Here is a 21,615-nt window from a genome sequence, read left to right on the forward strand (position 1 = left end):
CGGATCCGGACGACGCCACGCAGCACGCGGCCACAGAGGAAGAGGGAAGGTCAACGCACGATTGTGGCGGCGGCATCGGTCGGCATCAATGGCGCTGGGTCGCATCGGGCGCCGGTTCGACCGGTTCCAGCCGGATCGCCGCAAGGCGACGCCATAGCGCGTCGGCCTCGGCCAGCAATTCCGCTCCAGACAGTTGCACGGCCTGTTCGCGCGCCATCACCACCACGTCGACCGGCGGCAACCGGTCACGGATGTTGCGGAACGATTCGCGCAACAGGCGCTTCAGACGATTGCGCTCCACTGCGAGCTTGGACGCCCGCTTGGAAATCGCCAGACCCAACCGCGCATGAGGCAAGCCATTCGGCCGATAGCGCAAATGAAAACAGCGGCCACCGAGGCGGCCGCTGCTAGCTCGCAACGCTGCGAAATCGCCGGCCAGTCGCAGCCGCGACTGACGCGGCAAGCCGGCAGGACGCATGGCTGCCGTCCCGATTACGGGATCAGGCGCTTGCGGCCCTTGGCGCGGCGGGCGTTGAGGATTTTGCGACCGTCGGCGGTGGCCATGCGGGCACGGAAGCCGTGGGTGCGAGCGCGCTTGAGCTTGCTGGGCTGGAAGGTCCGCTTCATGGCGTTGCTCCGAAGGGAATGAATGTTGGGAAAAAGGTCGCAAAGTATGCATTGGGCCGCTGGGCGCTGTCAAATCAAAGCGTTCCAACCCCAACCCGATGTCACGCCGCAGCTTGTGAGTGCATATGTGGATGGTTTGGGGATGACGCACCGAAGCCTGCTGCTAGACTTGTCGATCCACCCTGCGCGCAAGCGCCCCTGCCTGTGGACGAGAGACTTCATGAGTGAGTTGTGGCGGCGCTGCCTTGGGCGTCTGGAAGGCGAGTTGAGCGCCGAGGATCTGCACACCTGGCTGATGCCGTTGCAGGCCCGCGAGGACGAAACCGGACTGGCGCTTTTTGCACCCAACTCCTACACCCTGGAAACGGTGCGCGCGCGCTACCTGCCGCAAATCAGCACCTTGCTGGCCCAACTCGCCGGTCGCGACTTGCCGGTGCGACTGGATGTCGGCTCTAGCACCCCACACAATCCGGCCAAGCCGGCCATCAAACCTGCTGCCAGCGGGGCGATCGAGTCGATTCAGGCGCAGACGCCGGCCTTCAACCACAACCTCGACCCGCACTACACCTTCGAGACCTTCGTCGAGGGCAAGTCCAACCAGCTGGGCAAGGCCGCCGCGATGCAGGTGGCGCAGAACCCCGGCCGCGCCTATAACCCGCTGCTGCTGTACGGCGGCACCGGCCTCGGCAAGACCCACCTGATGCATGCCGCGGGCAACCTGATGCGGCAGAACAATCCGAACTGCAAGGTGCTGTACCTGCGCTCGGAACAGTTCGTGGGCGCGATGATCGAAGCGTTGCGCACCAAGAGCATGGACCAGTTCAAGCTGCGGTTCCGCTCCGTGGATGCCCTCTTGATCGACGACATCCAATTCTTCGCCGGAAAGGACACCACGCAGGAAGAGTTTTTCCACACCTTCAACGCATTGTTCGAGTCCAAGCAGCAGATCATCCTTACCTGCGACCGCTATCCCAAGGAAGTGGACAAGCTGGAGCCGCGCCTTAAGTCACGCCTGGGCTGGGGTCTTTCCGTGGCGATCGAGCCGCCGGATTTCGAGACGCGCGCGGCGATCCTGCTTTCCAAGGCGCACGACAAGGGCGTGGCGGTGGACGAGCACGTGGCGATGCTGCTGGCCAAACGTATCCGCTCCAACGTCCGCGACCTTGAGGGCGCGCTGAACACGCTGGCGGCGCGGGCGAATTTCTACGGCAAGCCGATCACCACGGACTTCGCCGAGGAGACCCTGCGCGACCTGCTGGCCACTCACGCGCAAGCAGTGACGGTGCCGAACATCCAGAAGGTGGTGGCCGAGTACTTCAACATCCGCCTGCAGGATCTGCTCTCCACGCGCCGTGTACGTTCGTTGGCGCGTCCGCGACAGATCGCGATGGCGTTGTCCAAGGAACTGACCGACCACAGCTTGCCCGAGATCGGCGACGCCTTCGGCGGACGCGACCACACTACGGTTTTGCACGCCTGCCGCACCATCAAGAAGCTGTGCGAAGGCGATCCCCGCATGCGTCAGGACTGGGAACAGCTGATCCGCATCCTTACCGGTTGAGTATTTTCGCAGGCTGAAGCACAAGTTCTTGATAAGCTGCATGGGAAGCTGTGGATAATGCGTGGACAGGCGAGGCGGTAAAGTTATCCACAAACCGCCCACGTCGAAGGCACTGCTTTCCGCACACCCATATTTGTCGCCAAGCGATTGATTCAAAAAAGATAAACGGCGAAAAAAAGTTATCCACGCCGTCTACAGCAACTACCAACTTTCTCTTAAAGACAGAACAGCAGGCATAGGGGTCGCGCCGACATGCAATTCAGCATCCAACGAGAAGCTCTGCTCAAGCCACTGCAACAGGTCGTGGGCGTGGTGGAACGCCGCCAGACTCTGCCGGTACTGGCCAACCTGCTGGTGAAAGTCGTCGATGGCCAACTCTCGCTGACCGGAACCGATCTGGAAGTGGAGATGATTGCCACTTCGACAGCTGACAAGCTGGTCGAAGGTGAAATCACCATACCTGCACGCAAATTCTTCGACATCGTCCGTGCGCTTCCGGATGGAGCCAACGTCGAGCTGAAGCTCAATGGCGACCGTGTTGCCCTGAGTGCCGGTCGCAGCCGCTTCACGCTGACGACCTTGCCCGCAAGCGAATTCCCCACCATCGATTCGATTGAATTGGTGGAAAAGGTCAGCCTGCCGGAAGAAGCCTTGCGCGACCTGATGGAGCGCACTGCGTTCGCCATGGCGAACCAGGACGTTCGCTATTACTTGAATGGCATGTTGCTGGATCTGCAGGAACACAGCCTGCGTTGCGTGGCGACTGACGGTCATCGACTCGCCATGAAGGAAACAAGCCTGGCGACCACGGTGAAAGCGCGTAGGCAGATCATCATTCCGCGCAAAGGCGTGAACGAGTTGATCGGACTGCTGGAGCCAGGCGAAGGCACGGTTGAGCTGGAATTCGGTCGCAACCATCTGCGCGTGCGACGCGGTGGAGTGACCTTCACATCCAAACTGATCGACGGTCGCTTCCCCGATTACGAGGCGGTGATTCCGCTGGGTGCCGACAAGACCGCGACGCTGGATCGGGAAGTGCTGCGGGGTGCCCTGCAACGCGCGGCGATTCTTTCGAATGAAAAGTATCGGGGCGTAAAGCTGGAATTGTCTCCGGGCAAGCTGCGCATCGTGGCGCACAACCCTGAGCAGGAAGAGGCCGTGGAAGAAGTGGAAGCGGACACCCACGTCTCCGACCTGGCTGTGGGTTTCAACGTGGGTTACCTGCTGGATGCGCTTTCCGCACTTCGCGGTGAGCAGGCACGGCTGAGCCTGCGTGATGCGCAGTCGAGCTGTCTGGTGCAGGAGCACGATAGCGAGCAGGCCCGCCACGTCATCATGCCTTTGCGCCTCTGACGCATGCCTTTCGGCAAACATCAGGACCTCAAGCAACGCCGGAGTTGTCGCAAGACGCTCCGGCGTTCTTGCTTTGGACGGCAGTCGAGATGAGGCTGGATCGCCTGCGCATCCAGAATCTGCGCTGCCTGAGTAACGCCGATCTAGGGCTGGCGCCTGGTATCAATGTCTTCGTGGGTGCCAATGGAGCTGGCAAGACCAGCGTGTTGGAAGCGGTTTTTCTGTTGTCGCATGCTCGCTCGTTCCGAAGCGGGGCGCGGGAGGCTTTGCTGGCACGCGGCGCGTCGCGCCTGTTCGTATTCGCCGAACTACGCCAGGCGGAAGATCGTCTGATGCGTTTGGGCCTGGGGCGCGAGGCTTCGCGTTGGGAAGCACGCATGGAAGGCGAAAGCGTGAACCTGGGCGAGCTGATCGCCGAATGTGCGGTGGCTTGTTTTGAGCCCGGTTCTCACGCCTTGATCGCTGGTGCGGCCGAAGAACGGCGACGCTTCCTCGATTGGGGTGTGTTTCACGTGGAACGTGCGTTCCTGGAAACGTGGCGTCGCTACCAACGTGCCTTGAAGCAACGCAATAGTTTGTTGCGCACCGGAATCGAGCTCAGTTCGTCGTTGTATACCCCGTGGGAAACCGAACTTGCCACGCTGGCGGATTGGTTGGACCACCATCGTCGGGAATACCTGGAACAACTGCGTCCTCATCTGCATGCCTGCGTGGCCGCTTTGCTTCCTGAGCTTGGCGAACCGGATTTGCGCTACCGACGCGGATGGTCGGATGAGAAGAGTCTTCGCGAACAGCTGGAAGCTCAGCGGGGTAGGGATCTAGCCCGTGGCCACACTGGTCTAGGGGCACATCGGGCGGATTGGTCGCTGGCCTTCGAGCAGGCACCGCAACGGGAGCATCTTTCCCGGGGCCAGGAAAAGCTTGCGGCTCTGGGTTGCATGCTGGCGCAGGCGCGGCTTTATGCCGACCAACATGGCGACTGGCCCATCATTTGCCTTGACGATCTCGCCTCCGAACTCGATGACGCACATCAGAGAGCTGTGATCGGCCAGCTCGCCGAAAGTGGCGCACAGGTTCTGATGACGGGTACCGGCTTGCCCGAGCCCTTGCGCGGGTTTCCGCATCGCATGTTTCACGTGGAACAGGGTCAACTGACACCCCTGCTATAATCGACAATTCCCCGCAGGAACGACAGCTTGCCTGCCGTCCACGCCTGCGCAGGCATAGGAACCGGTAGCCGCATGAACGAACCCACCAACGAATCGCAGTACGACTCCAGCAACATCAAGGTGCTGAAAGGCCTGGAGGCGGTCCGCAAGCGCCCAGGCATGTACATCGGCGATGTGGGTGACGGCACTGGCCTGCACCACATGGTGTTTGAGGTGGTGGACAATTCCATTGACGAAGCCTTGGCGGGCTTCTGCGACCATGTGACCGTGACCATCCTCGAAGATGGCTCGGTGAGCGTCACCGATAACGGTCGCGGCATTCCGGTAGACACGCACCCGGAAGAAGGGCGCTCCACCGCTGAGGTGGTGATGACCGTGCTGCACGCCGGCGGCAAGTTCGACGACGACAAGATCTCTGGCGGCCTGCACGGTGTGGGTGTGTCGGTGGTGAATGCGCTCAGCGACCATCTTTGGCTCACCATTTGCCGCGATGGCCACGAGTACCAGCAGGAATACGCGCTGGGCGAGCCGCAATATCCGTTGAAGGAAGTGGGGCCTTCGGACAAGCGCGGCACCACCGTGCGCTTCATGCCCAGCCCGCAGATCTTCAAGCTGACCGAGTTCCATTACGACGTGCTGGCCCGGCGCCTGCGCGAGCTGGCCTTCCTCAATTCCGGGGTCCGCATCGAGCTGCGCGATGAACGGGGGGAAGGGCGGCACGATACTTTCGTGTATGAAGGCGGCATCCGCTCCTTCGTGCAGCACCTTGCCCAGCTCAAGACGGCACTGCACCCGAATGTGATCAGCCTGTTCGCCCAGCAGGACAAGATCAGCGTGGAAGTGGCGGTGCAGTGGACCGACTCGTACAACGAGGCGATGTTCTGCTTCACCAACAATATCCCGCAGCGCGACGGCGGCACCCATCTCACCGGCTTCCGCATAGCGCTTACCCGCGCACTCACTGGCTACATCGAGAAGGAAGGATTGGCCAAGAACGCCAAGGTCGCGCTTTCCGGCGACGACATGCGCGAAGGCATGATCGCCGTGCTCTCGGTGAAGGTGCCCGGCCCGCAGTTCTCTTCGCAGACCAAGGACAAGCTGGTTTCGTCCGAGGTGAAGACGGTGGTGGAGCAGGCGGTCTACGAAAAGCTCAGCGAATTCCTGCTGGAGCACCCCAACGAAGCCAGGGCCATCGCTTCCAAGGTGGTGGACGCCGCGCGAGCGCGCGAGGCCGCCCGCAAGGCGCGTGAAATGACTCGCCGCAAGGGTGCGCTGGACATCGCCGGCCTGCCCGGCAAGCTCGCCGACTGCCAGGAAAAGGATCCTGCGCTGTGCGAACTGTTCCTGGTCGAGGGTGACTCCGCCGGTGGCTCGGCCAAGCAGGGGCGCAACCGCAAGACCCAGGCTGTGCTGCCGCTCAAGGGCAAAATCCTCAATGTGGAGAAGGCCCGTTTCGACAAGATGCTGTCTTCCGCCGAAGTCGGAACGCTTATCACCGCGCTCGGCACCGGTATCGGCAAGGAGGACTACAACCCCGACAAACTGCGCTACCACCGTATCGTCATCATGACCGACGCGGACGTGGACGGCTCGCACATCCGCACCCTGCTGCTCACCTTCTTCTACCGCCAGATGCCCGAGCTGATCGAGCGCGGCCACGTCTACATCGGCCTGCCGCCGCTGTACAAGCTGAAGCAGGGCAAGCAGGAGCTGTATCTCAAGGACGATGCGGCACTCAACGCCTACCTGATCTCCAACGCAGTGGACAACGCAGAGTTGGTCGCGGATCCGGCCGCGCCTCCCATTACCGGCGAAGCGCTGGAAAAGCTGCTGCGCGACTACCAGACCGCGCTGGATCAGATCGAACGCCTCGGCCACCGCTTCGACACCAGCGTGTTGTCGGCGCTGCTGGAGCACTCGCCGATCACACCGGAACTGTGGACCGACGCCTTGGCGATGCAAGTATGGCTTGACGGCATCGCAGCTCGCCTCGCCGCCAGCGGACTGGGCAAGCCGCGCTACAGGCTGTCGTTGCGCTCCGCGCAGGGCGAGCAGCCGGCAGCCATCGAGGTGGTGCGTGAACAGCACGGCCTCAGCCATACCCTGCTGTTGCCGCAACCGTTCTTTGCCGGCGCCGAGTTCCGCCCCATCCTGCACGTGAGTCAACAGCTGGCCGGCCTGATCCAGGCCGAGGCCGTGGCCCGTCGCGGCAACGCCTCGCGCGGCGTTATCCGTTTCGCCGATGTGCGCAGCTGGTTGCTGGACGAAGCGAAGAAGGGTCGTACCATCCAGCGCTTCAAGGGCCTGGGCGAAATGAATCCCGAGCAGCTATGGGAAACCACAGTGAACCCCGAGACGCGTCGCATGCTGCAGGTGGGAGTCGAGGATGCCTTCGCCGCCGACCAGATGTTTTCCATGTTGATGGGCGAAGCGGTGGAGCCGCGCCGCGACTTCATCGAGGCGAATGCGCTCAAGGTCGCCAACCTCGACATTTGAAGTTCTGCTGGTGCGGTTCTGCGAACCGCGCCAGCTTGCTCATCCGATCTGTCAACAATGCGTCGGAGTACGGAGTTGTTCCGCGCAAACCATTGATTTCGAATGGATTTCGTTGCCGCGCTGCAGCTTGTCATTCTTACATCGATCAGGGTAGTCTCCATGATCCCCTGCGCAGATGTATCGCGTAAAAAACTCCGGACACACCGAGGATCGTCATGAAGCACACGCCCCTGTTCACGCTGCTGGTCGGCGCCGCGCTGGCGTTCACCACCGCCACCATGCCTGCCCATGCAGACGATTCTTCGAAGAAGCAGACCTCGGCTTACCCCAACGCCACGCGTGCTGAGCCGAAGCTCGATCTGAAGAGCGAAAAGGATCAGAAGGCGCTCAACGACGGTGTCGCGGCGGTGAACAGTGGCGATTCCGCCAAGGCGACGCAGGTTCTCCAGCCGATCATCGACAAGAGCGACAGCAAATACGCTCAGGCGTTTGCCCTTTACCTGATGGCCAACGTCTCGTTCAAGAATGGCGACGTGAAGGCTGCCATCGACCAGTCCAAGCGTTCGCTGGATATCGGCGTGCTGCCGAATGACACCTATTTCCAGGAAATGCTCACGCTGGCCCAGATGTATGCCGGTGACCAGCAGTACCAGGCTTCGCTGGACACCATCGCCAAATGGCGGACCGAGGGCAAGTCGGAAACAGCCGACTCCTATGGCTTGGAGGGCGTGGACTACTACTACCTCCAAAAGTATCCGGAAGCGATCGCAGCCATCCAGAAAGCCAAGTCGCTGACCGACAAGCCGAAGGATTCGTGGAATCAGGTCCTGATGTCCAGTTATGCCGAATCCGGCCAGGGGGCTGAAGCGTCCAAGATGGCGCAGTCCGAATACGAGAAGAACCCCTCCGACAGCAGCATGCTGCACAACGCCAGCACCATTCTTTTGCAGCAGCAAGATTACGCTGGTGCTATCAAAATCCTGGAAGAAGGCCGTGCCAACGGTGCCCTGAAGGACGAAGCCGACTGGATCCTTCTGGTCAAGGCTTACCTGATGCAGGCACAGAACGGTGGCGGCGATACCAAGGCCGGCAGTGCCAAGGCGTTGGCAGCCTTCGACGACGGCGTAGCCAAGGGCGCCATCAAGCCCAGCGCGGACAACTACAAGCTTGCCGGCGACGCCGCCATGATCGGCGATGACGATGTCAAGGCGATCGGCTATTACCAGAAAGCTTCGCCGCTGGCCACCGACGGCGAGGTGGACATGGCGCTGGGCGGTGCCTATTTCCAGGAACAGAAGTTCTCCGACGCCAAGAAGTACCTCACCCAGGCCATCGCCAAAGGCGTCAAGCACAAAGGCCACGCCTACATGATGCTTGGCGAGTCGGATCGCCAGCTCAAGGACAAGGCTGGTGCGGTCGCTGCTGTGAAGCAGGCTGCGCTGGATCCTGAAACGGCGGACAAGGCACAGGAGTGGCTGAAAAAGTCCGGCAAGTAATTGTCAGACTAAAGCAGTAAAGCGTCGCAGATGGACGTCCATCTGAACGCCACGTTAGCGCTATACAAAAGCCAGATGCTGTTGTACCGTTGAAACCTTCCCTGCGTAACCCCAGCGGCGTGTTTCGTCCATATGCCAGACGGAACACACCGAGCCTGCGGCGACGCTTTCTCCGTTCCCAGCTCCAGATAGTGACAGATGGCCTCTAGTACCGAAGACACAGAACGCGAAGAGGGGTTCAGTTGGAAACGAACCCTAGCGTTGGCGTTTGCCATTGGTCTGCACGCCTTCGCGTTTCTTATCCTGCTCGCGCCCATGGCGCCTCCGGGCCAGAAGCACGAGAAGAAAGAACAGATCGTGCAGGTGAACTTCATCGAACCGCCGCCGCCGCCGCCGCCACCGCCGCCGCCGCCGCCGGAGCCGCCGAAGCAGCCGCCGCCGAAGATCATCAAGCAGGTGATTCCGCCGCCGAATCCGCCGCCGCCGACTCCGCCGCCGCCGGTGCAAGAGGTGTCGCAGAATGCGACTCCGGCACCTCCGCCTGCTCCTCCGGCACCGCCGGCGCCGCCGAGCGACATCGCAGCAGGTTCGGATCTGTCCTATGGCAGCCGGCCGCAGCCGCGATATCCGCCACAGGCCATTCGCCAGCGCCATGAAGGCACGGTGACTCTGTTGATCCTGGTCGGCGTCGATGGTACGCCGAAGGACATCAAGGTCGACCAGTCCAGCGGATACCACGAGCTTGATCGCGCCGCGATCGAAGCGGCACAGAAGTGGCGCTTCAATCCCGAGATCAAGAACGGCCAGAAGGTGGAGGGTTACGCACGCGTACCGATCACCTTCAATCTCAACAACCTGTAATCTCCGTTACAGCCCCCACAGTTCACGCTTGACTTCCCAAGGGTAGCGTTATGTTCCTACAGACTCCTGCACCGACCGATGCCGCCCAGGTGGCTGGCAACTCCAATGCCGAAGCCATGAAGCAGATGGGCTTCGCCAACCTCGCCCACGGCTTCGACTGGCTGGGCTGGGTGGTGTTCATCACTCTCGTGGTGATGTCCTTCCTGTCCTGGTATTTCATCATCGCCAACGCCATCCGCAATTCGATGGTGCGCGGCCGCGCCGACAAGGTCATCGGTGGCTTCTGGAACAACAGTTCCACCCAGGACGCCATCCGCGAGCTGGAAGCCCAGCCCAAGGGCGAGCCGTTCTCGAAGATCGCGCTGGACGCCGCTTCCGCGGTGGCCCATCACCAGCAGGCGAACAAGGGTGGCCTGGCCGAGTCGCTGAGCCGCTCCGAGTTCGTCGACCGCGCGCTGCGCCAGGCCGTGGCTCGTGAGAGCCTCCGCCTCGAAGGCGGCCAGACCCTGCTCGCCACCGTCGGTTCGTCGGCTCCGTTCGTGGGTCTGCTCGGTACCGTGTGGGGCATCTACCACGCCCTGATCGGCATCGCCGCCAGCGGCAACGCTTCGATGACCGCAGTGGCCGGCCCCGTGGGCGAAGCGCTGATCATGACCGCCATCGGTCTGTTCACCGCTATCCCTGCGCTGCTCGCGTTCAACTTCTTCAACCGTTCGAACCGCGTCATCTTCGCCCGTTTCGACGAATTCGCGCACGACCTGCACGACTTCTTCGCGACTGGCTCGCGCGTCGAGTGAGGGTCTGATCCATGGCAATGAGCGTCGGAGGCAATACCGGCGGTCCGGTTTCGGAAATCAACGTCACGCCACTGGCTGACGTGATGCTGGTGCTGCTGATCATCTTCATGATCACGGCACCGCTGATGTCCCATACGGTCACCGTCACGGTGCCGGTCGCGGCTCCCAAGAGCGATGAGGCTAAGATTGAGACACCGCCGCTAGATCTGGCCATCAAGGAAGACGGTACGTGGTATCTGCAGGATCAGTTGGTCAGCGAAACGCAGCTGAAGTCGCAGTTGGCGGTGGCGGCGCAAAAGACGCCGCAACCGGAATTGCAGATTCGCGCCGATAAGGGCATCCAGTGGAAAACGGTGTTCAAGGCCATCAGTGACGCCAAGGATCAGGGCATGGTGCATGTCGGCTTCATGACGTCCGCCCCGGTGAAGGAGTAACGAACCATGGCTTTCTCCACCAAGTCCACGGGCGGCCCGATGGCCGACATCAACATCACGCCGTTGATCGACGTGATGCTGGTGCTGCTGATCATCTTCATGGTGACCGCGCCGATTCCGTTGCTGAAGATCAAGATCGACTTGCCGCAGCCGAACCCGAACCAGATCCCGCCGACCAATCCGCCGGAACCGATCAACCTCAAGATCGACCAGTCGGGTGCGTTCTACTGGAACGACACGCCGGTCGATGAGCTGGGTCTCAAGGCACAGCTTGCGGTGGTCGCCCAGCAGACCAACCAGCCGGAAATCCAGATCAAGGCTGCCAACACCGTCGCCTACCAGTACGTCGCTACCGTGCTGGCCGACGCCAAGCAGTACAACCTGACCAAGATCGGATTCACCGACAGCGACAGCCAGTAAATCGGCTGCCGGAACCAGCGTTACCCGCGCCAACCCCCGCCCAGTGCGGGGGTTGGCGTTTTCGGGATGAGCGGATGCCTGTCGAGTGAACCTCGCGTACGGATGTCCTGGTTCCAAGCGAAGCGGCAACACCATCGAGCACAGGTTCCGCTTTCCGGGGACGGAAGCTTTAACGCAGGATCTGCAGATAGTTGCGCACCGTGGAGGCCAAGCCTTCGTAGAGTGCCTCGCCAATCAGCGCATGGCCGATCGATACCTCGGCCAGGCCCGGGATTGCGGCCTTGAACGTTCCCAGGTTGGCCTGGCTGAGATCGTGGCCTGCGTTCACCGCCAAGCCCGCCTGCTGTGCCAACCGCGCGGTGGCGGCGCAATCCGCGAGCACGGCGTCAGGCTCGCCTTCGGCGAATGCCTCGGCGTAAGGGCCGGTGTAGATCTCGATGCGTTGCACACCTAGGGCCTTTGCCGCCGCGAAATCCTGTGGGCCGCTGTCCACGAACAGGCTGACGCGGCAGCCGATAGCGTTGAGTTCGTCCACCAGTGGACGCAGGCGTTCAAGGTCATTCGACAGGTCGAAGCCGTGGTCGGAGGTGATCTGGCCGTCGCCGTCGGGAACCAGCGTCACCTGCGTGGGGCGTACTTCGCGCGCCAATGCGATAAGGCCCGGATAGCCGCCGCGCGGCGGTGCGAAGGGATTGCCTTCGATGTTGTATTCGACCCGGCCGCGCAACATCGCGGCCAGCGCGCGCACGTCCTCGGGACGCACATGGCGCATGTCCGGTCTGGGATGCACCGTGATGCCGCCACAGCCGTTCTCGATACAGGTCTGCGCCGCGCGGCAGATGTCGGGCTCGGTGCCGCCGCGCGAGTTGCGCAACACGGCGATCTTGTTGAGGTTGACGCTGAGCAGGGTCATGCCGGCGATCTGCGATGGAGAAAGAAATACAACACTGCCGCGATCACTCGTCGTCGGCAAGCGCGAATGTGCGGATGCAGCGTGGTGCGCCGCGCCAGGCCAGTGCGGCGAGTGCGTCGGTACCGATGTCGAGACTGCTCAAATGCCACGCGGCGGGATCGTCACCATCGAGCTGTTGCAGCACAAGTCCATTTGCTTCGTGGCGGAACGAAAGCCGATCCAGCCCGAATGCGATGCCGCGACCCAGCGCCTTCAGCACAGCCTCGCGCGCAGTCCAAAGTTCGAGAAAGGCCGTGCGCTGCGCCTCCTCGTCCAGGGTGTCCAGCCAATCGGCTTCTTCGGCGGTGAAGAATCGTCGCGCAATGGCCAGCGCATTGGCGCGCTTGCGCCGCTGCTCCAGGTCGATGCCGACGGCGACCCCGCGCGCCAGCGCCACTAGCGCCTGCTCGCCGCTGTGCGACCAGTTGAAGTCCAGCGCATCGCCATGCCTTGCATCCAGCCTAGGGCGGCCATGTTCGTTCTCCGCCAGCCGGACATCCGCTGCCTCTATACCCAGGTAGCGCGCGATCAGGGACAGCAGCGGGTCCCGCCCCGTGCCCTTGGGCCGATGCAGGCGCCAGACGTGAATCTCGTCAGCCCGCAGAGGCTCTGCTACTTTCGCAGGTGGGAATCCGTGGATGGCATGCATGCGCGCATGCTGGCGGACAGACGCCGTCGCGCACAAGCCGGCGGTTTGCGTTGTCGAAGAGTGGGGGTGGGCGCTTGATTGCAGGCTGGCTGCTGCTGCTCGTCGCGCTGCTGTACGTGGGCGTGTTGTACGGCGTGGCGTGGCTGGGCGACCGGCGGCCGTTGTACCCGCGCCAGCCGCGCCTGCGCCCCATCGTCTACGCGCTGGCCTTGGCGGTGTATTGCTCGTCGTGGACGTTCTACGGCGCGGTGGGCACGGCGGCCCGCCATGGCTTGGGTTACCTGCCGATCTATCTCGGCCCGGTGTTGCTGTTCGTGTTCGGCTTCGGCCTCCTGCGCCGCCTGGTGGAAGTGGCGCAGCAGCGCAATATCACCTCGATCGCCGACTTCATCGGCGCGCGCTTCGGCAAGTCGCACGGGCTGGCCGCATTGGTGGCCGCGATCGCAGTCATGGCGGTACTGCCGTACATCGCGTTGCAGTTGAAGGCAGTGGCGATGTCGTTCGCGGTGCTGGGTGGCAGTGCGCCGGATTTGCGCGATCCGGTCCTGACGGACCCCGCGCTGTGGTGTGCGGGACTGTTGGCGGCGTTCGCCATCCTGTTCGGCACGCGCAGCATCGATGCCACCGAACACCATCACGGCATGATGCTGGCGATTGCGCTGGAATCACTCATCAAGCTTGTCGCGTTTGTGGCGCTTGCGCTGTATGCCCTGCATCACGGACCGGGCCTGGCGGCAAGCGCGAAGCTGTTGCCGCAGCATTCGGGCAACGGTTTGTCGTCGGCAAGTTACATGGTGCAGACCATGCTGGCGTTGCTCGCCATGTTCTGCCTGCCGCGGCAGTTCCAGATCGGAGTGGTTGAGTGCGAAGACCCGCGTGACCTCAATCGTGCGCGCTGGATGTTTCCGCTCTATATGCTGGCCATCACTCTTGCGGTGTTGCCCATCGTGGCGGCCGGCATGCCGTTGCCTGCGGTGCGCGACGGGATGGCCGATGCGTGGGTGCTCAACCTGCCGCTGGCACTGGGCAGCCATGGCATGGCGATGCTGGCCTTCGTGGGCGGCTTCTCCGCAGCCACCGGCATGGTGATCGTGTCGGCGGTGGCGCTGTCCACGATGATAAGCAACGACCTGGTGATGCCTGCGCTGCTGCGCGTGCGCCGCCTGCAACTGGAGCGCCTGAGCGACGTCTCGCGGCTGGTGCTGCGGGTGCGCCGCGTCGCCATCGTGGTGCTGGCGATACTGGCCTATGGCTATTACCGCACGGTGGCCGATACGGAAAACCTCGCCGCGACCGGCCTGCTCGCCTTCGCGGCAGTGGCGCAACTGGCGCCAGCCATTGTGGCGGCGCTGTACTGGCGCGGTGCAAGTCAGCGCGGTGTAGCCACCGGCCTGGTGGCGGGTTTCGCAGTATGGGTCTGTACCTTGTTGCTGCCGACGATGTTGCACGCAAGTGGATGGCAGTGGAGTACCGCATCCGGCCCAGGCTGGTGGCATTCGCTGGCGCCATTTCATCTGGGCAGCGACGACCCGTTGTTATACGGCACGCTGTGGTCGCTGCTGGCCAACGTGACTTGCCTTGTGTTCGTCTCGTTGCGCTGGCACCCCAATCTGGAGGAGCGCCTGCATGCCGCGCTCTTCGTCACCCCGCATACAGCCAGCCGCAATGGCGCGGGAGACTGGCGCGGCCGTGTGGCGGTGGCTGACCTTCGCACTATCGCCACGCGCATCGTGGGCCAGCGTGGCACCGAGCGCGCCTTCGCCGAACATGAAGAGCGCCGCGGTCGTCCGCTGCAGCCCAGCGAAACGGCGGATCGTGCATTGATCCAGCACACCGAGCGCCTGCTTGCCGGCGCGGTGGGTGCGGCCAGCGCGCGGCGCATCCTGATGGGCATGCTCTCCGGCTCGGGCCTGGACATCGCCGAGGCCATGGCGCTGATGGACGAGGCTTCGCAGGAGCTGCGTTTCAACCGCGAACTGCTCTCCTCGACGCTGGAAAACGTCTCGCAGGGCATCAGCGTGGTCGACGCCGGCATGCGCCTGGTGGCATGGAACCGGCGCTACCTGGAGTTGTTCGGATACCCCGACGGCATGGTCTACGTGGGCGTGCCGGTGGCCGACCTGATCCGCTGGAATGCCGAGCATGGCGAGTGCGGTCCCGGCGAGGTGGGCGGCCACGTGGCCAAGCGCATCGCCCACCTGCGCGCCGGTACGCCGCATGTCTTCCAGCGCGTGCGTGCCGACGGCAGCACCATAGAAATGCGCGGCAGCGCGCTTCCCGGCGGGGGCTATGTCACCACTTACACGGATGTCACAGCATACAAGCGAGCCGAGCAGGCACTGATAGAGGCGAACGAAACACTGGAACAACGCGTGGATCAACGCACCGCGGAGCTGAGCGAAGCGTTGGCCGCCACGGCGCAGGCACAGCGCACCGCGGAAGCCGCCAATGCGTCGAAAACGCGTTTCCTCGCCGCCGCCAGCCATGACCTGTTGCAACCGCTCAATGCTGCGCGCCTGTTCACTTCCGCATTGCGCCAGCAACCGCAACTGGACGTGGAATCGCGCCAGCTCGCCGAACGCATCGACGTAGCCTTCCGTGCCGCCGAGGACTTGCTCGATGCCTTGCTCGACACATCGCGCCTCGACACGGGAACGTATCGACCGGAGATCGCCGATTTCGCGCTGGCGGAGCTGTTCGATTCGCTGCAAAGCCAATTCGCCCCGTTGGCCGAGCAGCGCGGCCTGCGCCTGCGCGTGGCGCGCACACGGCTGGCGGTACGCAGCGATCCGCAGTTGCTGCGCCGTGTGCTGCAGAATTTCCTTTCCAATGCGTTGCGCTACACCCATCACGGTGGCGTGCTCCTGGGTGTCCGCCGCAACAGTGGCAAGGTGCGAATCGAAGTGTGGGACAGCGGCCCAGGCATTCCCGCCGAGCAGAGCGCGCGTATCTTCGGCGAGTTCCAGCGGCTGGAGCAGCCTTCACCCTGGGGCGAGAAAGGCCTGGGCCTGGGCTTGTCCATCTGCGATCGCATCGCGACCATGCTCAATCATCGGCTCGACCTGCAATCGCGCCCGGGCCATGGCAGCTGCTTCGCGGTGGTCACACCGCGCGCCGCCGCCGCACCCGAGCGCCGGCAAGGTGTGCGCCGTGTCAGCGGCGTCGGCGGCGACGAGCAATTGCCGCTCACGGTGCTGTGCCTCGACGACGACATCGCCATCCTCGATGGCATGCGCATCCTGCTGAGCCGTTGGGGCGTGGATTGTCGCACCGCCCGCGATGCGGCCGCTGCGGCTGTCGAGCTGGAGCGCGGGCCGGTGGATCTCATACTCGCCGACTACCACCTTGCCGACGACACCGACGGTCTGCAGGCGTTGCAACAACTGCGTGCCAATCATGTCTCGCTTCCTCCGGCCGCCCTCATCACTGCCGACGGCAGCAGCGAGCTCAAGCAGCGCGCCCGCGCACTGGGCTACCCGTTGTTGCACAAACCGGTAAGACCCGCAGCGTTGCGTGCGCTGCTGACAGCGCTGGTGAAGAAGCAGGAGAGGGCGGCGTGGACGCACGAGCGTGCGCAACGCACGTGCGAATAGCGCGTCGAGCCTGGGTGAGCGGCTGCGCATGCCTGGATTGGCGTGGCCCCGACTGCTCCACGCGAACACCCAGCACAGGCTGTTGTCGCCCGTACTCCAGAGGTCGGATCACTCGTTTTCCTCGTCCACCAGCAGCGGTTGCATCGCGCCAGGTTCCACGGCGAGGTGGCTGGCGGCGAGGGCGACCTGCGTGCGGTTGTTGACGCCCAGCTTGCGCATGATGGCGGTCATGTGCGCCTTCACCGTCGCTTCGGATACGCCGAGTTCCCAGGCAATCTGCTTGTTGAGCAGGCCTTCGGCGATCATGGTGAGCACGCGGAATTGTTGGGGGGTCAGCGTAGCGACGCGGGCAGCGATGTCCGCTTCATCGGGCTGCAGCTCGGCGCTGCCTCCAACGAGTTGAGGCGGCAACCACACGTCGCCATCGAGCACGGCGCGGATGGCGCGGACGATCTCGTCGCCCGCCGTGGATTTTGGGATGTAGGCCGCGGCGCCATGGGCCAGCGCGCGGCGCGCGACCTGCGCTTCTTCATGGCCGGATACGACGATGATCGGCAGGCCGGGGTATTGCCCCCGGATATGCGCCAGCGCGGAGTAGCCGCGCGCGCCGGGCATGTGCAGGTCGAGCAGCAGCAAATCGGCGTCGGGGTATTGCTCGATCAACGAGTACAGGCCCTGCACGCTTTCGGCGCTGCGTACCTGCGCCCGCGGCAGCGCGGCGAGTACTGCGCGCTGCAGGGCGTCGCGGAACAGGGGGTGGTCGTCAGCGATCAGGATGTCGGGCATGGTTCGATGGAATCGGTAGGAGCGCACCTTGCGCGCGAATGCCTTGGCGCTGATCGGAGCAGGAGCATTCGCGCGCAAGGTGCGCTCCTACCGTGGCTCATTTGATCAGGCGTTCCTCGACGAGGCTCTTCACCACGCTGGGATCGGCGAGGGTGGAGATATCGCCGAGCTGGTCGGGCTGATTCTCGCCGATCTTGCGCAGGATGCGACGCATGATCTTTCCCGAGCGGGTCTTGGGCAGGCTGGGAGCCCACTGGATGTAATCAGGCGTGGCGATGGGACCGATTTCCTTGCGCACCCAGGCGACCAACTCCTTCTTCAACTCGTCGCTGCCGGTCTCGCCGGCGATCAGCGTGACGTAGGCATAGATGCCCTGACCCTTGATCTCGTGCGGGCAACCGACCACGGCGGCTTCGGCGACTTTCGGGTGCGACACCAACGCGCTTTCCACCTCGGCGGTGCCGATGCGATGGCCGCTGACGTTGATCACGTCGTCCACACGACCGGTGATCCAGTAGTAGCCATCCTCGTCGCGACGCGCACCGTCGCCGGTGAAGTAATTGCCCGGGTAGGCACTGAAATAGGTTTCGATGAAGCGCTGGTGGTCGCCGTATACCGTGCGCATCTGGCCGGGCCACGAGTCGGTGATCAGCAGGTTGCCTTCGCAGGCGCCCTGCTGCACTTCGCCGCTGGCATCGACGATGGCGGGTTTCACGCCGAAAAATGGTTTGGTGGCCGAGCCGGGCTTGGTGGCGATGGCGCCGGGCAGCGGGGTGATGAGGATGCCGCCGGTTTCGGTCTGCCACCATGTATCGACAATGGGGCGTTGGCTCTCGCCCACCACGCGGTGATACCACTCCCACGCCTCGGGGTTGATCGGCTCGCCCACGGTGCCGAGCACGCGCAGACTGGCGCGCGAAGCCTTCTTGACCGGTGCTTCGCCTTCGCGCATCAGTGCACGGATCGCGGTGGGCGCGGTGTAGAACAGCGACACCTTGTGCTTGTCCACCACCTGCCAGAAGCGGCTGAAATCGGGATAGTTCGGCACACCGTCGAACATCAGCGTGGTGGCGCCGTTGGCCAGCGGGCCGTACACCACGTAGCTGTGGCCGGTGACCCAGCCCACATCGGCAGTGCACCAGTAGACGTCGTCCTCGCGCAGGTCGAACACGCATTCGTGGGTGTAGCTGGTATAGACGAGGTAACCGCCGCTGGTGTGCAGCACGCCCTTCGGCTTGCCGGTGGAACCGGAGGTGTAGAGGATGAACAGCGGATGCTCCGCTTCCATCGGTTCGGCCGGGCAGTCGGCGCTCTGGCCCTCCATCAGATTGTGCCAATAGCGGTCGCGCGGCGACTGCATCGGCACCGCACTGCCGGTGCGGCGGACCACCACCACGGTTTCCACGCTGTTGGTGCCGGGACGCTTGAGCGCCTCATCCACGTTGATCTTGAGCGGGATCTTCTTGCCGCCTCGCACGCCTTCGTCGGCAGTGATCACGGCCTTGCAAGCCGAGTCCGCGATGCGTCCGGCCAGCGAGTCCGGCGAGAAGCCGCCGAATACCACCGAGTGAATCGCGCCGATGCGCGCGCAGGCCAGCATCGCCACCGCCGCCTCGGGGATCATCGGCAGGTAGATCGCCACGCGGTCGCCCTTGGTCACGCCGAGGTGCTTCAACGTATTGGCGAACTTGCACACTTCGGCGTGCAGCTCGCGGTAGGTGAGCTTGCGCGACTCGTTGGGATCGTCGCCCTCGAAGATGATCGCCACCTTGTCGCCGCGTTCCGCGAGGTGGCGATCGAGGCAGTTGGCCGCCACGTTGAGCGTGCCGTCCTCGTACCAGCGGATGTGCAGGTTCTTCGGATCGTAGGAGACGTCCTTGATCTTGGTCGGCTTCTTCGCCCAGTCCAGCCGTTCGCCCACCTTGGCCCAGAAGGTCTCGGGATCCTTTACCGACTCGGCGTACAGCCGCTCGTAATCGTCCAGACGGATGCGCGCCTTGGCGGCGAATGCGGGGTCGACGGGATGGATCGTGGACATGCAAGTCTCCTGAAGACAAGGGTATAGGCGGCATAGGCAGACGTTTGAGTGTAACGAGGTCGCCAGAGTGTCGAAGGACCCGGCGTATCGACTTTGGTCGAAGTTAAGACCATCGGCGAATAGCCGCATGTGCGAAAGCGTGACCATGCTCGGCGCCACCACTCCAAGGGGAGGCTGTCCCATGAGCCCGACACTCGTTCGTCGTTGCCGTGCACCGTTGGCGCTGGGCGTTGCCGTTGCGTTTTCGTTGCCCTGGGCGGCGTCGGCGCAAACCACCGGCAGCACCGGTGACAGCACGCGCGAACAACAGCTGGAGCAGAGGGTGGATCAGTTGGAGCAGGAGGTTGCCCAGCTCAAGGCGATGATCCAGACGCAGCAGCAGCAGCCCGCGAGCCAGACCGCACAAGGCACACCCGCTGCCGGGGCGCAGAACGTCGCCGCCGCGCCCGCCACGAACACAGGCAAACCGGTGTTCAGCAGTGCGCCGGGTCTGTCGGTGGCGCTGCACGGCTTCATCAGCGCCTCGGCCTTCAGCCAGAACAAGAGCTTCGTCTACGGCAACGGCCAGAATGCGGAATACCCGTCGTCCACATCCACCAACGGCACGCTCAGTGGGGTGGACGTGCGCAACACGCGCTTCTGGCTGGACTTCAGCGGTGCGCGGCTGGCCGGCGACTGGACGGGCGGTGGCCGCATCGAGATGGATTTCTTCGGCGGCTACAACGGCACCGGCGCCTATGCGCAGCAGCAGCCGATCCCGCGCCTGCGCCAGGCTTACATGGACCTGGTGAACGCCGACAGCGGCAGCACGGTACGCATCGGCCAGCAGTGGGATCTGCTGTTCCCGCTCGACAGCGTCACTGCCTCGCTGTCGCACATCGCATTCCCGCTGGGTTTCGGCACCGGCATGATCGGCTGGCGTTATCCCGGCGTGGTGTGGATGCAGGATCTCAACCACGGCAGCGGCGGCGTGCAGTGGCGTTTGGACATGGGCGCGTTCGAAGGTTCATGGAACGGGCCGGATGCGGCCGTCAACAACATCAATTACCTCACCGCGGGCAATGCCGGTTTCCGTCCGCAGGTGGAGGCGCGACTGCACGTGCAGGGCGCGAATTGGCTGGCTTATGCGGTGGCGCACTACAGCACCGTGGACCTGCGCGGCGTGAGCGGCACCGTGGCGACGCCGGTGCAATCCAACGTGAAGAGCGTCGGCTACGAAGTGGGCGGCCAGTGGAAGCCCGGTCCCTGGGTGTTCCGCGCCAATGTCTACACCGGCAAGGGTCTGGGCGAAGTGTTCGGCGACCTGTCGCAGTTCGGCGACATCAAGGACACCGGCGGTTACCTGCAGGCGGGCTACAACTTCACGCCCAGCTGGAACCTCAGCGCGGTCTACGCCAGCAGCAAGCCCAACAAGGACGACGTGATCCGCTGGATGGGCAACGGCTCCACCGGCTTGTTGCGCAGCCGCCAGACCGGGATGGACCTCACCTACGCGGCCGGCAACTACGAACTCGGCGTCGAATGGCTGTACGGGTGGCTCGACAGCACCACCAATGGCATCGACACCAAGACCACCAGCGGCAACCAGGTCAGCCTGAGCGCGCTGTACCACTTCTGAGCCCGATGAAAGCGGTGTACAGGATTTGTGCCGCCGTCATCCGATCCACATGCGGGCACGCGCCTGTACCCGGTACGTACCGATGCGAAGCACGTGACGGCTCGTCATACACCGCCGTGGCCACCGTTATTCGTCCACTGGGAGTCGCACGATGAGCGACGCAAGCACGCAAACGAAGTTTTCCAACCCAGCGCCACTTGGCCTGGCCGGTTTCGCACTGACCACCTGGCTGCTCAGCATGATCAACGCCGGCTGGTTCGACGGCGACGCCATGGGCATGGTGCTGGCCTGCGCACTAGCCTATGGCGGTACCGCGCAGGCGATCGCCGGCGTGATGGAGCTGCCCCGCGGCAACACCTTCGGCGCCACCGCCTTCCTCAGCTACGGCGCATTCTGGTGGTCGTTCGCGCTGTTCGTGCTGTTCCTGCACGACAAGGTGCCACCAGCCTTCGTCGGCTGGTACCTGTTCCTGTGGGGCGTGTTCACCTTCTACATGTGGCTGGGCACGCTGCGTGCACCGCGCGCGCTGCAAATGATTTTCCTCGCGCTGTGGATCACCTTCTTCCTGCTTGCCGCGGGTGAATGGACCGGCATGGCGAGGCTGCATCAGGCGGGAGGCTACACGGGCCTGCTTACCGCCGTCCTCGCGTTCTATCTGTCTGCCGCCGAGATCATCAACGACAGCCAGCAACGCACCGTATTGCCGATTGGTTGATGCTCGCGCGCAGGTGTCGCGTGCGGTGAGATGCCTTGGCGGCACGCTGC

General features: G+C 63.5%; 18 protein-coding genes. 12 read left to right on the forward strand and 6 right to left on the reverse strand.

Translation table 11 applies throughout. The features are described from left to right. Nucleotides 1-85: 85 nt before the first annotated feature. Nucleotides 86-478, reverse strand: a complete 393-nt coding sequence (gene rnpA, locus ISP25_RS13395; protein WP_404614532.1) for a ribonuclease P protein component — start codon at nucleotides 476-478, stop codon at nucleotides 86-88. Between the two features lie 14 nt (nucleotides 479-492). Next, nucleotides 493-627 carry a 50S ribosomal protein L34 gene (gene rpmH, locus ISP25_RS13400; RefSeq protein ID WP_008211413.1) on the reverse strand — a complete coding sequence of 45 codons (135 nt, stop codon included), beginning with the start codon at nucleotides 625-627 and terminating at the stop codon, nucleotides 493-495. Nucleotides 628-847: 220 nt separating this feature from the next. Here rpmH and dnaA point away from each other — a divergent pair, with 220 nt between their 5' ends. From dnaA to ISP25_RS13445, 9 genes are all read left to right on the forward strand, one after another. Beyond that, a complete protein-coding gene (gene dnaA / locus ISP25_RS13405) occupies nucleotides 848-2,188 on the forward strand; it encodes a chromosomal replication initiator protein DnaA (RefSeq protein WP_192159092.1) in 1,341 nt (446 codons plus the stop codon). 252 nt (nucleotides 2,189-2,440) lie between these two features. After that, nucleotides 2,441-3,541: a DNA polymerase III subunit beta gene (gene dnaN / locus ISP25_RS13410; protein ID WP_192159094.1), complete on the forward strand. Its 1,101-nt coding sequence runs from the start codon at nucleotides 2,441-2,443 to the stop codon at nucleotides 3,539-3,541. Between the two features lie 89 nt (nucleotides 3,542-3,630). Further along, entirely contained in the window at nucleotides 3,631-4,710 is a 1,080-nt protein-coding gene (recF, locus tag ISP25_RS13415) for a DNA replication/repair protein RecF (protein ID WP_404614535.1), read from the forward strand. 72 nt (nucleotides 4,711-4,782) lie between these two features. Continuing rightward, the gene (gene gyrB / locus ISP25_RS13420; RefSeq protein WP_192159098.1) at nucleotides 4,783-7,206 is read left to right on the forward strand and encodes a DNA topoisomerase (ATP-hydrolyzing) subunit B; all 2,424 of its coding nucleotides are present in this window, start codon (nucleotides 4,783-4,785) and stop codon (nucleotides 7,204-7,206) included. Between the two features lie 215 nt (nucleotides 7,207-7,421). Then, a complete protein-coding gene (locus ISP25_RS13425) occupies nucleotides 7,422-8,702 on the forward strand; it encodes a tetratricopeptide repeat protein (protein ID WP_192159100.1) in 1,281 nt (426 codons plus the stop codon). A 261-nt stretch (nucleotides 8,703-8,963) separates the two neighbouring features. Next, nucleotides 8,964-9,563, forward strand: coding sequence for an energy transducer TonB (locus ISP25_RS13430; protein WP_450088478.1), 600 nt, complete (start codon nucleotides 8,964-8,966; stop codon nucleotides 9,561-9,563). 50 nt (nucleotides 9,564-9,613) lie between these two features. Beyond that, nucleotides 9,614-10,360, forward strand: a complete 747-nt coding sequence (locus ISP25_RS13435; protein WP_192159103.1) for a MotA/TolQ/ExbB proton channel family protein — start codon at nucleotides 9,614-9,616, stop codon at nucleotides 10,358-10,360. A gap of 11 nt (nucleotides 10,361-10,371) precedes the next feature. Next, nucleotides 10,372-10,794 carry an ExbD/TolR family protein gene (locus ISP25_RS13440; protein WP_192159105.1) on the forward strand — a complete coding sequence of 141 codons (423 nt, stop codon included), beginning with the start codon at nucleotides 10,372-10,374 and terminating at the stop codon, nucleotides 10,792-10,794. 6 nt (nucleotides 10,795-10,800) lie between these two features. Further along, nucleotides 10,801-11,214 (forward strand): ExbD/TolR family protein, encoded by a 414-nt coding sequence (locus ISP25_RS13445; RefSeq protein ID WP_192159107.1) that lies wholly within the window; start codon nucleotides 10,801-10,803, stop codon nucleotides 11,212-11,214. A 169-nt stretch (nucleotides 11,215-11,383) separates the two neighbouring features. Here the strand turns inward: ISP25_RS13445 and ISP25_RS13450 are convergent, their stop codons facing one another. Beyond that, nucleotides 11,384-12,127: a pyridoxine 5'-phosphate synthase gene (locus ISP25_RS13450; RefSeq protein ID WP_192159109.1), complete on the reverse strand. Its 744-nt coding sequence runs from the start codon at nucleotides 12,125-12,127 to the stop codon at nucleotides 11,384-11,386. 43 nt (nucleotides 12,128-12,170) lie between these two features. Then, entirely contained in the window at nucleotides 12,171-12,815 is a 645-nt protein-coding gene (locus ISP25_RS13455) for a 4'-phosphopantetheinyl transferase family protein (RefSeq protein ID WP_404614540.1), read from the reverse strand. Between the two features lie 74 nt (nucleotides 12,816-12,889). Between ISP25_RS13455 and ISP25_RS13460 the strand changes: the two genes are divergently transcribed. Further along, the gene (locus ISP25_RS13460) at nucleotides 12,890-16,408 is read left to right on the forward strand and encodes a PAS domain-containing hybrid sensor histidine kinase/response regulator (RefSeq protein WP_404614542.1); all 3,519 of its coding nucleotides are present in this window, start codon (nucleotides 12,890-12,892) and stop codon (nucleotides 16,406-16,408) included. 108 nt (nucleotides 16,409-16,516) lie between these two features. Here ISP25_RS13460 and ISP25_RS13465 read toward each other — a convergent pair whose 3' ends face one another. Together ISP25_RS13465 and acs are read right to left on the reverse strand one after the other, a co-directional pair. Next, a complete protein-coding gene (locus ISP25_RS13465; RefSeq protein WP_404616314.1) occupies nucleotides 16,517-17,194 on the reverse strand; it encodes a response regulator transcription factor in 678 nt (225 codons plus the stop codon). A 97-nt stretch (nucleotides 17,195-17,291) separates the two neighbouring features. Then, a complete protein-coding gene (acs, locus tag ISP25_RS13470) occupies nucleotides 17,292-19,232 on the reverse strand; it encodes an acetate--CoA ligase (RefSeq protein WP_404614544.1) in 1,941 nt (646 codons plus the stop codon). Nucleotides 19,233-19,413: 181 nt separating this feature from the next. Between acs and ISP25_RS13475 the strand changes: the two genes are divergently transcribed. Continuing rightward, the gene (locus tag ISP25_RS13475) at nucleotides 19,414-20,850 is read left to right on the forward strand and encodes a hypothetical protein (RefSeq protein WP_404614546.1); all 1,437 of its coding nucleotides are present in this window, start codon (nucleotides 19,414-19,416) and stop codon (nucleotides 20,848-20,850) included. 151 nt (nucleotides 20,851-21,001) lie between these two features. Further along, nucleotides 21,002-21,565: an acetate uptake transporter gene (locus ISP25_RS13480; RefSeq protein ID WP_404614548.1), complete on the forward strand. Its 564-nt coding sequence runs from the start codon at nucleotides 21,002-21,004 to the stop codon at nucleotides 21,563-21,565. Nucleotides 21,566-21,615 lie beyond the last annotated feature (50 nt).

Source organism: Rhodanobacter hydrolyticus (genome assembly GCF_044904645.1).